Source organism: Intrasporangium sp. (assembly GCF_032907665.1).
Taxonomy (GTDB): domain Bacteria; phylum Actinomycetota; class Actinomycetes; order Actinomycetales; family Dermatophilaceae; genus Intrasporangium.
Window position 1 is genome coordinate 1 of record NZ_JAJJPG010000099.1, and the last position, 12,239, is coordinate 12,239.

At 70.0% G+C, this 12,239-nt stretch carries 11 protein-coding genes and 1 tRNA gene; 6 read left to right on the forward strand and 6 right to left on the reverse strand.

Annotation, left to right across the window (positions count from 1 at the left end; genetic code table 11):
- The 4 genes from LOY02_RS13920 to LOY02_RS13935 form a co-directional block, all read right to left on the reverse strand.
- Positions 1-323: reverse transcriptase-like protein (locus tag LOY02_RS13920; protein ID WP_317182962.1), on the reverse strand; the 323-nt coding region annotated here is incomplete at its 3' end.
- Positions 320-1,060 carry a zinc ribbon domain-containing protein gene (locus LOY02_RS13925; RefSeq protein WP_317182974.1) on the reverse strand — a complete coding sequence of 247 codons (741 nt, stop codon included), beginning with the start codon at positions 1,058-1,060 and terminating at the stop codon, positions 320-322. The genes LOY02_RS13925 and LOY02_RS13920, both read right to left, overlap by 4 nt.
- On the reverse strand, positions 1,057-1,929 hold the full coding sequence (locus tag LOY02_RS13930) for a Nif3-like dinuclear metal center hexameric protein (RefSeq protein WP_317182963.1): 873 nt from the start codon (positions 1,927-1,929) through the stop codon (positions 1,057-1,059). The genes LOY02_RS13925 and LOY02_RS13930 overlap by 4 nt, the downstream gene beginning before the upstream one ends.
- A gap of 1 nt (position 1,930) precedes the next feature.
- A tRNA-Val gene (locus LOY02_RS13935) sits at positions 1,931-2,003 on the reverse strand.
- A gap of 219 nt (positions 2,004-2,222) precedes the next feature.
- Here LOY02_RS13935 and LOY02_RS13940 point away from each other — a divergent pair.
- From LOY02_RS13940 to LOY02_RS13960, 5 genes are all read left to right on the forward strand, one after another.
- Positions 2,223-3,467: an alpha-hydroxy acid oxidase gene (locus LOY02_RS13940; RefSeq protein ID WP_317182964.1), complete on the forward strand. Its 1,245-nt coding sequence runs from the start codon at positions 2,223-2,225 to the stop codon at positions 3,465-3,467.
- A gap of 50 nt (positions 3,468-3,517) precedes the next feature.
- Positions 3,518-4,711: an ABC transporter substrate-binding protein gene (locus LOY02_RS13945; protein WP_317182965.1), complete on the forward strand. Its 1,194-nt coding sequence runs from the start codon at positions 3,518-3,520 to the stop codon at positions 4,709-4,711.
- A 66-nt stretch (positions 4,712-4,777) separates the two neighbouring features.
- A complete protein-coding gene (locus LOY02_RS13950) occupies positions 4,778-5,653 on the forward strand; it encodes a branched-chain amino acid ABC transporter permease (RefSeq protein WP_317182966.1) in 876 nt (291 codons plus the stop codon).
- A complete protein-coding gene (locus tag LOY02_RS13955; protein ID WP_317182967.1) occupies positions 5,653-7,353 on the forward strand; it encodes a branched-chain amino acid ABC transporter ATP-binding protein/permease in 1,701 nt (566 codons plus the stop codon). The genes LOY02_RS13950 and LOY02_RS13955 overlap by 1 nt, the downstream gene beginning before the upstream one ends.
- Positions 7,350-8,090: an ABC transporter ATP-binding protein gene (locus LOY02_RS13960; RefSeq protein ID WP_317182968.1), complete on the forward strand. Its 741-nt coding sequence runs from the start codon at positions 7,350-7,352 to the stop codon at positions 8,088-8,090. Before LOY02_RS13955 ends, LOY02_RS13960 begins: the two co-directional genes overlap by 4 nt.
- 131 nt (positions 8,091-8,221) lie before the next feature.
- On the opposite strand, the gene LOY02_RS13965 is transcribed toward LOY02_RS13960, so the two are convergent.
- Both LOY02_RS13965 and LOY02_RS13970 read right to left on the reverse strand, forming a co-directional pair.
- On the reverse strand, positions 8,222-8,725 hold the full coding sequence (locus tag LOY02_RS13965; protein WP_317182969.1) for a peroxiredoxin: 504 nt from the start codon (positions 8,723-8,725) through the stop codon (positions 8,222-8,224).
- Positions 8,726-8,759: 34 nt separating this feature from the next.
- Positions 8,760-9,176 carry a DUF3052 domain-containing protein gene (locus tag LOY02_RS13970; protein WP_317182970.1) on the reverse strand — a complete coding sequence of 139 codons (417 nt, stop codon included), beginning with the start codon at positions 9,174-9,176 and terminating at the stop codon, positions 8,760-8,762.
- A gap of 272 nt (positions 9,177-9,448) precedes the next feature.
- Between LOY02_RS13970 and aceE the strand changes: the two genes are divergently transcribed.
- Positions 9,449-12,220, forward strand: coding sequence for a pyruvate dehydrogenase (acetyl-transferring), homodimeric type (gene aceE / locus LOY02_RS13975; RefSeq protein ID WP_317182971.1), 2,772 nt, complete (start codon positions 9,449-9,451; stop codon positions 12,218-12,220).
- Positions 12,221-12,239: the final 19 nt, after the last annotated feature.

Sequence of the window (12,239 nt, forward strand, 5' to 3'; positions counted from 1 at the left end):
GCCGCGAGCCGCCGCATGTCCTCGTGCTTGACCTTCCACCGGCCCGACATCTGCTCGATGACGAGCTTCGAGTCCATCCGCACGCGCATTCGCGCGGCGGGGTCGATCTCGGCCGCGGCCTGCAACCCGGCGAGGAGACCGGAGTACTCCGCGACGTTGTTGCTCGCCACCCCGAGGGGCTCTGCCAGCTCGAGGAGCACGTCACCCGTCTGCCCATCCCGGACGAGGGCCCCGTAACCGGCAACACCGGGATTGCCCCGGGAGCCTCCATCCGCCTCGACGACGAGGTCCCGGCCGGAACCGGCTCGGGATGCCCGGCTCACAGGCCCGACTCACCCGTCCTGATCATGATCCGCCGGCACTCCTCGCAGCGGACGACCTCGTCCTGCGCAGCGTTCTTGATCCGGTCGAGGTCCACGTTGTTGAGCTCGAGGCGGCAGCCGCCGCATCGGCGCTGGCGCAGCTCCGCAGCCGCGAGGCCGCCGCTCTGGGCGCGGATCTTCTCATAGAGCCCGACGAGGTCCTCGCCGACACCGGCGACGATGTCTGCGCGGCCCGCGCCGACCCGGTTGGCCTCGGCCTCGAGGTCGGCGAGCAGGGCGGCCTGCTCCTCCTCGAGACCGCCGAGCCGCTCGGCGACCTCGGCGCGCCTGGCCTCGAGGTCGGCCACCTGCTTGGCCAGCGCCTCCGCACGCTCCATGACCTCGATCTCGAGGTCCTCGAGCTCCGCCTGCCGCCGAGCCAGCGAGACGAGCTCGTGCTGGATCGCCGTGAGGTCCTTGGCGCTGCCCTGGCCGGAGTCGAGCCTGGCGCGGTCGCGCGCCGCCCGGTCACGGACGAGCTGGACGTCCTGCTCCGACTTGGTCAGCTCGCGCTGGACGTCATCGACCGCGGTGCGGGCGTTGACGAGCTCCGTCTCGACGGCCGCCAGCTCACCGCGCGCAGCGGCGATGTCGGCAGTCTGGGGCAGGTTCGCCCGGGCATGGGCGATCTGGTCGAGCCTCGTGTCGATGGCCTGCAGGTCGAGCAGGCGCCACTGGCGGGACGGATCGGCTTTCAGGACACACCTCCGGTTGGGGCCGCACGTTGCGCGGAGTTCGCTCCGACCACGAACGTCCACGGCTCGGTGCGGATGGACGAGATTCTCGACTCGACCCTAGTCGGTGCCGCGGCATCCTCCCCCAGCCCGGCCAGCAGCCGCTGCTCGGCGCTCGCCAACCAGAGCGACTCCGTCGCCCAGTGGCCGGCGTCGATGAGGTACGGGGTGCCGTCCCGCGCCTCCTCCCGGGCCTCGAGCGCCGGGTGGTGCCGCAGGTCGGCCGTGACGTACACGTCGGCCCCGCTGGCCCGCACGGCAGCGAACTGGTCGTCGCCCGAGCCACCCATGACCGCGACCGAGCGAACGAGGCCGTCGGGATCCCCACTGACCCGGATGCCGCCCGCCGTGGGAGGCAGGGCACGCGCGACGACGTCCGCGAACTCCGCCAGCGACATCGGAGAGGCGAGCTCGCCGACCCGCCCAGCGGCATACGGCCCGATGGTCGTCAGGGGGCGCTGGGAAGCCAGCCCGAGCGCGTCCGCCAGCACCGTGGAGACCCCGGGGTCGGCGACGTCGGCGTTGGTGTGCGCCACGTAGAGAGCGATGTCGGCCACGACGAGCCCGGTGACGGAGGCGCCCTTGGCACTCGTCGTCGCGACGGAGTGCACCCCGCGGAGGAGCAGAGGATGATGTGTGACGAGCAGGTCGGCACCCCACTGGCGAGCCTCCTCGATGACTGCGAGCGTCGGGTCGAGGGCGAAGAGGATCCGACGCACCGGTTGCGGCGGGTCGCCCGTGACGAGGCCGACCCGGTCCCACTCGGCCGCGCTGTCCTGGGGATAGAGCCCGTCGAGGACGGCCACGACGTCGCTCAGCGTCAGGTCACTCACGTGGGCCCGGCCGGTCTCGAACCGACGACACCCGCGGTGTAAACGCGGTGCTCTACCACCTGAGCTACAGGCCCGGGAACGGGAGCCGCCTACCCGACGATGCCCGGTCCGGCGGCCCATTGTGTCAGGAACTCGCCCGCTCCTTGCTCCCCGCCCGCCTCCGGCGGGCGAACCGCACCGGCCGGCGGGCCCAGCGTCGGTCCGTGCCGACGAGGGACGCCGCCGAACTGTTGCAGAGGCGGGATCTGGAGACCCTCCCCACGGAGCCGGTCGAGGGTGCATGATGTGGCCCCATGAACACCCGGCGCCGACTCCCCCGTTGGTCCGAGGTGCGCCCACTGGTCAGGGTGGAGGCGCCGCGCTTCGCCCAGCCGGAGCGTCGGGTGGCCGCCGCCGCGACGATCACCGACCTGCGCCACATCGCCAGGCGACGCACGCCCCGCTCCGTCTTCGACTACGTCGACGGGGCTGCGGAGCAGGAGATCAGCCTCGCCAGGGCACGGCGGGCGTTCGCGCAGGTCGAGTTCCGCCCCCGCGTGCTGCGCGACGTCAGCTCGGTGGACGCGAGTCGCGTCGTCGTCGGCAGCCAGAGCAGCCTGCCGCTCGTCCTCGCCCCCACCGGATTCACCAGGATGATGCACCACGAGGGCGAGCGGGCCGTGGTCAGGGCTGCCGCCCGGGCCGGGATCCCCTACGCGCTGTCGACCATGGGAACCGTGTCGGTCGAGGAGCTCGCTGCCGCCGCGCCCGACTCGGAGCGGTGGTTCCAGCTCTATCTGTGGCGCGACCGGGAGGCCTCGCTCGAGCTCATTCACCGCGCCCGCGAGGCCGGCTACTCCGCCCTGATCCTCACCGTCGACACGGCGGTGGCCGGACGGCGCATCCGTGACGTGCACAACGGCATGACGATCCCGCCCTCCCTCACCCTGCGCACCTTGGCCGACATGTCCGTCCACCCGGCGTGGTGGTTCAACCTGCTGACGACCGAGCCGCTCGAGTTCGCCTCGCTCACGCACTCCGGCGGCACCGTGGCCGACCTCGTGGACCGGATGTTCGACCCGTCCGCAGCCCTCGCGGACCTGGCCTGGATCCGCGAGCAGTGGCCCGGCCGGATCGTCGTCAAAGGAATTCAGGACCCTGACGACGCCCGCGCTGTGGCCGAGCTCGGCATCGACGGCATCGTCGTCTCGAATCACGGTGGGCGCCAGCTGGACCGGGCGGTCACCCCGCTCGAGGTGCTGCCGGAGGTCGTCGCTGCGGTGGGTGGCCGCACCGAGGTCCTCCTCGACACCGGGATCATGGACGGGGCCGACATCGTGGCTGCCGTCGCCAACGGCGCGCGCGGCTGCCTGGTCGGCCGCGCGTACCTCTACGGGCTCATGGCGGGTGGTGAACGAGGCGTCGACCGCGCCCTCGCCATCCTCCGGGACCAGGTCACCAGGACCATGCGGCTGCTGGGGGTCACCTCCCTCGACGAGCTGACCCCGGACCATGCCGTGATTGCTGGCACGCGCCCCCGCGCCGAGGCCGCCACGTGACACGCGCCGGTCGCCCCGACCGGCGTGAACATTGCATTTCAGGAGGAACCATGCGTACCAAGCTCTTTCGTCTCGCCGTGGCCGCCACGGCGACGCTCGCCCTCGCCGCGTGCGGCGGCAACGGCGACGGCGGCGACGGCGGCGACGGCGGACAGACCGGGGCCGCGGGCGGTCTCACGGGCGAAGGGTCGGGCGACTCCTGCACGATCTCGTCCCCGATCCCCGTCGGGGCAGCCCTCAGCCTGACCGGCGCTGCCGGCAGCTACGGCACGTCCCAGCAGAAGGGGCTCGAGCTCGCGGTCGAGCAGCTCAACGCCAAGGGCGGAGTCACCTACGAGCTCGAGGTCGAGGACGACCAGACGGACCCACGACAGGGCATCACAGTGTTCGAGGGCTTCGTGGGCGACGGCAAGAGCATCATCATCGGCCCCACCCTGTCCAACACCGCCTTCCAGGCCCAGCCCGTCGCCCAAGAGGGCAAGACCCCGGTCCTGGCCATCTCGAACACCGCCACCGGCATCACCGACCAGGGCGACTACATCTTCCGAGACTCCCTGACGGAGGCCCAGGTCATCCCACAGACGGTGCAGAAGGCCAAGGAGAAGTTCAGCCTGACGAAGGTCGTCGTCATGTACAGCAACGACGACGCCTTCACGGAGTCCGGCTTCAAGGTCTTCGACGAGGCCCTCAAGGCCGAGGGCGTCGAGATCCTCGAGACGATCACCTTCTCCAAGGCCGACACCGACTTCCGCGCCCTGCTGACCCAGGCCAAGAGCCAGAACCCGGAGGCCCTCGTCGTCTCCGGCCTCATCGAGGCGGCCATCCCTCTCGTGACCCAGGCGCGTGAGCTCGGCATCACGGTCCCGATCATCGGCGGCAACGGCTTCAACAACCCGAAGCTCATGGCCGACGCAGGAGCAGCCGCGGAAGGAGTGGTCGTCGGCGCGGCATGGAACTCCGCGTCGGAGAACGAGCTCAACGCGGCGTTCCTCAAGGACTTCCAGACGAAGTTCAACGCGGCACCGGACCAGTTCGCCGCCCAGGCCCACGCCGGGCTGACGCTCATCGACCACGCGGTCCGCTCGGGGTGCTCCGGCGAGCGTGACGCCATCAAGGACGGGCTGAGCAAGATCAGCAACGTGCCGACCGTGCTGGGCGACGTGTCCATCAACGACAAGCGGGACGCCGAGCACCCGGCGGTGGTCCAGGTCGTCGAGGGCGGCAAGTTCACCGTCCTCGAGTGATCCGACGGCCGGGCCGGGGGAAACCTCGGCCCGGCCCATCACGCCACCCGACCGCGAAGGACCCCCATGCAGCAGCTCCTCAACGGCGTGTTCATCGGCTCGATCTACGCGCTGTTCGCCATCGGCTTCACCCTCGTCTTCGGCATCCTCGACCGACTGAACCTCGCCCACCCCTCGGTCTTCGCGGTCTCCGCCTTCGTCGGCATCGAGCTCGTCGCCGACGGGGGGCTGTCCATCTGGGTGGCACTGCCCATCGTCCTGCTCGTCGGCGCCGTGCTGGGGATCATCGTCGAGCGGCTCGCGTTCCGGCCGCTGAAGAACCGCCCCGACGCCCACTTCGCCGGCCTGATCTCATCGATCGCGCTCGCCGGCATGTTCATCGCGCTGCTCCAGTGGCGCTACGGTCCCGACACGCGGCGCTTCCCCGCCGGGTCCTTCCCCGAGACGCCGATCCAGTTCGCCGGAGTCTCCGTGACCGTGCTCCAGGTGGCGATCCTGCTCATCTCGATCGTCCTCATGGTCGGGCTCACCTGGCTCGTGGCCCGGTCTAGACTCGGCCGCGCCATGAGGGCGATCGCGGAGAACCCGACCGCAGCCCGCGTCCTCGGGGTCAACGTCGACCGGGTCACGTCCGTGACCTTCGCCATCTCGTCCGCCCTCGGCGCGGTGGCCGGCGCCCTCTTCGCCATGAACGTCAACTCGGCGCAGCTCGGAATGGGCGCCGCCATCGAGCTCAAGGGCCTCGCGGTCATCATCGTGGGAGGCATGGGCTCTCTCCCGGGGGCTCTCATCGGTGGCCTCGCGCTGGGGCTCGCGGAGGTCTTCGCCGTGCAGTACATCGGCTCCTCCTGGCGCGACCTCATCGCCTTCGGCCTCCTCTTCGTCATCCTCCTCGTGCGCCCTCAGGGCCTCTTCGGCGGGCGGAAGGTCCGGGAGGTCTGATGCTCACCGATGCCACCCTGACCTTCGTCGCCCTGGGCGCGATCTTCGCCTACTCGTTCTATGCCGTCCTCGTCGCAGGGCAGCTCAGTCTCGGCCAGGCGGGCTTCGCCTCGCTCGCCGCGTTCACTGCGGCCTCGCTCGCACCCAAACCGAGCGAGGTCGGCGAGATGCCCGCCCTGCTCATCGCCATCGTCATCGGCATGATCGTCGGAGCTGTCGCTGCTGTCGTGCTCGGTCTGCCGACGATGCACCTGCGCGGCGTGTTCCTCGCCATTGCGACCCTCGCCTTCGCCGAGGCCGTGCGCATCCTCATCCTCAACCAGGAGTGGACGGGAGGCGCCCAGGGTATGTCGGTGCCCAAGGTCCTCACCCCCGGCATCGCCTGGGCGGTCCTCGCCGTCGTCGCGTACTGGTTCGCGCGCATGGGCCGATCTCGCTACGGACGTGCTCTCGAGGCGATCCGTGAGGACGAGCTCGCCGCCCGCGCGATGGGGATCGACGTCGGGCGGCACCGGTTGTCCGCGTTCGTCACCGCCGGGGCGGTCGCGGGTCTCTACGGGGTGCTCTGGGCCTACTACGTGCGCCTCATCGCCCCCGAGGACTTCGGCTTCACGGCCGCGATCGACGGGCTCGTCACGGCCGTCGTCGGCGGTTCGACGATGTTCATCGGTCCCCTGCTGGGCAGCGGGTTCCAGACCCTCATCCCCGAGATCCAGCGCGCCCTCGGCGTCGAGGCCGGATGGATCCGGCCCTTCGTCGCCAGCACCCTCCTGCTCGTCATCATCCTCTTCCTGCCCGGTGGCCTGGCCAGCTTCTTCCGCCGTCGGATCCGGCTGCCCAAGGAGCGGTCAGCCAGCGGGAAGGGTCTGCTGTCGCGCTCCCACCCGACACCGGGCGAGCTCGTCGCGACTCTCGACCGGCTCTCCAAGGAGTACGGCGGCGTGCACGCCGTCCAGGACGTCGACCTCGAGCTGCGCAGCGGCGAGGTCCTCGGTCTCATCGGCCCCAACGGTGCCGGCAAGACGACCTTGGTGAACATGATCAGCGGGCTCACCCCGCCGACCTCCGGGCGCGCGACCGTCCTCGGGACCGAGGTCGGGCGCGTGCCGGTCCACCGCATCGCACAGGCCGGCGTCAGCCGGACCTTCCAGCACTCCAAGCTCTTCAACCGGCTCTCTGCCCTCGAGAACGTCCTCGTCGGCGGCCATCTCGTGAGCCGCCCCTCCTTCCTCAGGCGACTGCTCTGGCTGCCCTCCGCGCGACGCGACGAAGCTGCTGCCCTCGACCACGCAGCCGGGTGCCTCGAGCGCGTCGGCCTCGCGGACCTCGCCGGGAGCCGTGCGTCCGCGCTCTCCTACGGTGACCAGCGCCGGCTCGAGATCGCGAGGGCGCTGGCCTCCGACCCAGCCCTGCTCATCCTCGACGAGCCGGCCGCCGGAATGAACCACGTCGAGGCCCAGCGGCTCTCCGAGCTCATCACGTCGCTCGCCTCGGACGGCCTGACCATCCTGCTCATCGAGCACAACGTCGGCATGGTCCTCAGCACGTGCGACCGCATCGTCGTCCTCAACTTCGGCAAGGTCATCGCCACCGGCACCCCCGACGAGATCGCCGCGAACCCCACGGTCATCGAGGCCTACCTCGGCTCGGCCGACGACGACCCCCGACCGACCGACCGCACCGAGCGGAGCCACACGTGAGCCAGACCAAGCCGACCGAGGACCCGATCCTCGTCGTCGATGACCTCCATGTCGCCTACGGCCGCGTCGAGGCCGTCCGTGGCGTCTCCTTCACCGTCGCCGCGGGCTCGCTCGTCACGCTCGTCGGGGCCAACGGAGCCGGGAAGTCGTCGATCATCAACGCGATCTCGGGCCTGCTGAAACCCCGGTCCGGGCACATCACCTTCGCCGGCTCGGACATCACGCGCACCCCGTCCCACCGCCTCGTGGGGGACGGTCTCGTCCAGGTGCCGGAGGGACGACAGATCCTCGGCACGCTCACCATCGAGGAGAACCTCCAGCTGGGCGGATGGCACGTCGGCGGCGCCTCCGCCGAGGCTCTCACGCAGACCTACGAGCGCTTCCCCGTGCTCGGGGACCGCCGGAGCCTTCCCGCTGGGTCGCTCTCCGGTGGCGAGCAGCAGATGCTCGCCATCGCCCGGGCGCTCGTCGCGCGACCCAAGGTCCTCCTCATGGACGAACCATCGATGGGCCTGGCCCCCAAGGTCGTCGACGAGGTCTTCCGGGTCATCGAGGAGATCCGCGCATCCGGGACGACGATCGTCCTCGTCGAGCAGAACGCGCGCAGGGCCCTGCGTGCCGCCGACCACGGCTACGTCCTCCAGACCGGCGAGGTGGTGCACTCCGGGCCGGCCCGGGACCTCCTCGCGGACCCGAAGATCGTCGAGGCCTACCTCGGCGTCGACGCCGCCCGCTGACCTCGCACCTCCCACCCCCGGGACGACGCCGCAGAGCGAGCCTCGGACCACCCGGCAACACGCCCGGCACCCGGCAAATCACCCCTGAAATATCTGCCGTGCGTTGCGCACTGCCGGGCGTGTTGTGGGCGTCAGCGGGTGCGCTCGCGCAGCGATGCCAGGGCCGCTCGGTAGCTGACGAAGTCGCGCCCCTCACCCGGACCGTTGACCTCGCTCCAGGCCACCAGGCCGTCGCGGTCGACGAGGAAGGTGGCCCGCAGCGGCGCACCCTGGTCCTCGTTGAAGACTCCGTAGCGGCGCGCCACCTCACCGTGTGGCCAGTGGTCGCTGAGCAGGGGGAAGAAGTGGCCCTCGAGGTCGGCCCAGGCCCGCAGGGAGTACATCGCGTCGCACGAGATCGTGAAGACCTGCACGTCGCCGTCCTGGAAGTCCTCGAGTCCGTCACGGATCTCGCGCAGCTCTCCCGTGCAGATCCCCGAGAACGCGAAGGGATAGAACACGACGGCCGCGAACTTCGCTCCCCGGACCGACGAGAGCGTGACGTCCACGCCGTGCTGGTCGACGAGGGTGAAGTCCGGAGCGAGCTCGCCGACGCGTGGGGAACGGGCCTCTGACTTCGAGGGGGCAGGCGTCATGCCCGCAAGTGTGCCAGTCCCCGGGCCTCCTGCGTCAGCGGCGGGGACCCTTGGGCGGCATGAGTCGGGCGCCCGTCCACTCGGCGGCGACGTTGACCTGCCCGCCGGTGGTGAGCCCGGCCGTGGACGCCGCCTCCTCCACGTCGCTGGCCTCCACGTGCCCCGGACGACCCTGCTTGGGCGTGAGGAGCACGATGTAGCCGGCGTCGAAGAGCTTCGTCAGCGCGTCGACGAGCAGGTCCACGAGGTCGTCGTCACCGTCGCGGTACCAGATGACGACGCCGTCCGCGCCGTCGTTGAAGTCCTCGTCCTCGAGGTCGCTCCCGACCACGTCCTCGATCGCAAACCGCAGGTCGTCATCGACGTCGTCGTCGTAGCCGAACTCCTGGATGATCTGTCCCGGGGCGAATCCGAGCTTGGCGAGAGACGCCGCTCCCGCGGTCGTGCTCACTGTCACCGTTCCTTTCGTCGAGGGCGAGGAGGGGAGGCCACCCATGGATCACGTGCACACCAGTGCACCCGGTCCGACGTTATCGCGCAACCGCCGTCCAGCGGCGCCCTTCGTCCGGTTCGGCGCGCCATGCACCCCGTCCCTCCTCGCAGTCACCGTCCTCCACGGGCGTGGCCCCGGGTGTGACGACCGCCACGCTTTGGGGGAGGATGGGAGAGCAGCGCCGTGGCCGACCGGCTGCGACGCGTGGCGACGAGAAAGGATCCACAATCGTGGCAGCCGAGCCCGGACCCATCCTCAACGGCATCCCCAGCCAGCTCCCCGACACCGATCCGGAGGAGACGCAGGAATGGCTCGAGTCCCTCGACGCCGTCCTCGACGAGAAGGGTCGGACTCGGGCTCGATACGTGATGCTCAAGCTCATCGAGCGAGCGCGGCAGCAGCAGGTCGGGGTGCCGTCCCTCACGGCCACCGACTACATCAACACGATCCCCCCGGAGCGTGAGCCGTGGTTCCCCGGCGACGAGGAGGTCGAGCGGGAGTTCCGCCGCTACCTGCGCTGGAACGCCGCGATCATGGTCCACCGGGCCCAGCGCCCCGAGATCGGCGTGGGGGGCCACATCTCCACCTATGCCTCGGCGGCGACTCTCTACGAGGTCGGGTTCAACCACTTCTTCCGCGGCAAGGACCACCCCGGTGGCGGCGACCACGTCTTCTTCCAGGGCCACGCCTCGCCCGGCATGTACGCCCGCTCCTTCCTCGAGGGCCACCTCTCCGAGGCTGATCTCGACGGATTCCGCCAGGAGAAGAGCCACGTGGTCGACGGCCAGATCGAGGCCGTGCCGTCCTACCCGCACCCGCGGCTGCTCCCGGACTACTGGGAGTTCCCGACGGTGTCGATGGGCCTCGGCCCGATGAACGCCATCTACCAGGCCCAGTTCAACAAGTACCTGCACAACCGCGGCATCAAGGACACGAGCCAGCAACACGTCTGGGCGTTCCTCGGCGACGGCGAGATGGACGAGCCCGAGTCGCGCGGCGTCCTGCAGATCGCGGCCAACGAGGAGCTCGACAACCTCACCTTCGTCATCAACTGCAACCTGCAGCGACTCGATGGGCCGGTCCGCGGCAACGGCAAGATCATCCAGGAGCTGGAGGCGTTCTTCCGGGGCGCCGGCTGGAACGTCATCAAGGTTGTCTGGGGTCGCGGATGGGACCCGCTGCTGGCTGCCGACCGGGACGGCGCCCTCGTCCACATCATGAACCAGACGAGCGACGGTGACTACCAGACGTTCCGGGCCAACGACGGCAAGTACGTGCGCGACCACTTCTTCGCCCGTGACCCCCGCACGCTCAAGATGGTCGAGGACTGGACCGACGACGAGGTGTGGTGGAACCTCAAGCGCGGAGGCCATGACTACCGCAAGGTCTACGCCGCATACAAGGCCGCCATGGAGCACACCGGCCAGCCCACCGTCATCCTCGCCAAGACGATCAAGGGCTACAGCCTCGGCTCGCACTTCGCGGGCCGCAACGCCACGCACCAGATGAAGAAGATGACGCTGGAGGACCTCAAGGCCTTCCGCGACTCCCTCCGCATCCCCATCACCGATGAGCAGCTCGAGGCCGACCCGTACCAGCCCCCCTACTACCACCCCGGCCCCGATCACCCCGTCGTGAAGTACTCCCTCGAACGACGAGCCAAGCTCGGTGGCACGCTCCCCCGCCGCCGCGTCGCCTACGACCCCATCAAGCTGCCCGGCGACGAGGCCTACGCGCAGCTCAAGAAGGGCTCGGGCAAGCAGGAGGTCGCCACGACGATGGCCTTCGTCCGTCTGCTCAAGGACCTCTTGCGTGACAAGGAGTTCGGCAAGCGGATCGTGCCGATCATCCCCGACGAGGCACGCACCTTCGGGATGGATGCCTTCTTCCCGACGATCAAGATCTACAACCCGGGCGGGCAGGACTACACCCCCGTCGACGCCGAGCTCATGCTCGCCTACCGCGAGCACGAGCAGGGCCAGATCCTCCACCTCGGGATCAACGAGGCAGGCTCCGTCGCAGCGTTCACCGCCGCCGGCACGTCCTACGCGACTCACGGCGAGCCGATGATCCCCGTCTACGTCTTCTACTCGATGTTCGGCTTCCAGCGCACCGGCGACGGACTCTGGGCAGCGGCGGACCAGATGACGCGGGGCTTCCTCATCGGTGCGACGGCAGGTCGGACCACCCTCACGGGAGAGGGCCTCCAGCATGCTGACGGCCACAGCCCGCTGCTCGCCTCGACCAACCCCGGCGTGGTGCACTACGACCCCGCCTACGGCTACGAGATCGCCCACATCGTCCAAGACGGGCTGCGCCGCATGTACGGAGAGGGCCAGGACGGCACTTCGCCGAACGTCATCTACTACCTCACCGTCTACAACGAGCCCCTCGTCCAGCCCCAGGAGCCGGAGAACCTCGACGTGGAGGGCCTCCTCAAGGGGATGTACAAGCTGTCCACGGCCAAGACCGACGGGTGGCAGCACACTCCGGCGCGCGCGCAGCTGCTCGCCTCCGGCGTCGGTGTGCCGTGGGCCCTCGAGGCCCAGCAGCTCCTCGCCGACGACTGGGGCGTGGCGGCGGACGTCTGGTCCGTCACCTCGTGGAACGAGCTGCGTCGCGACGGCCTCGCCGCCGACGAGCAGGAGTTCCTCCACCCCGATGAGGAGCGCCGCGTCCCCTGGGTGACCACGTGCCTCCAGGACGCCGAGGGCCCGGTGATCGCCGTGTCCGACTACATGCGGGCCGTCCAGGACCAGATCCGCGAGTGGGTCCCCGGCACCTACGCCTCCCTGGGCGCCGATGGCTTCGGCTTCTCCGACACCAGGCCGGCTGCTCGCCGCTTCTTCCACATCGACGGACCGTCGATCGCGGTTCGGGCCCTCCAGCTCCTCGCCAAGGAGGGCAAGGTCCCGGCCGATGTGCCGGCGCAGGCCGCCGAGCGCTACCGGCTCCACGACGTCACGGCGGGCACCTCCGGAAACGCCGGCGGCGAGTCGTAGGAGGCCGTATGCCGCTCAG

What these genes read in the sequence shown, in the direction of transcription:
- LOY02_RS13965 (WP_317182969.1), bottom strand. Translation starts at nt 8,725, where the DNA reads ATGACGCCTGCCCCCTCGAAGTCAGAGGCCCGTTCCCCACGCGTCGGC.
- LOY02_RS13955 (WP_317182967.1), top strand. Translation starts at nt 5,653, where the DNA reads ATGCTCACCGATGCCACCCTGACCTTCGTCGCCCTGGGCGCGATCTTC.
- LOY02_RS13940 (WP_317182964.1), top strand. Translation starts at nt 2,223, where the DNA reads ATGAACACCCGGCGCCGACTCCCCCGTTGGTCCGAGGTGCGCCCACTG.
- LOY02_RS13945 (WP_317182965.1), top strand. Translation starts at nt 3,518, where the DNA reads ATGCGTACCAAGCTCTTTCGTCTCGCCGTGGCCGCCACGGCGACGCTC.
- LOY02_RS13950 (WP_317182966.1), top strand. Translation starts at nt 4,778, where the DNA reads ATGCAGCAGCTCCTCAACGGCGTGTTCATCGGCTCGATCTACGCGCTG.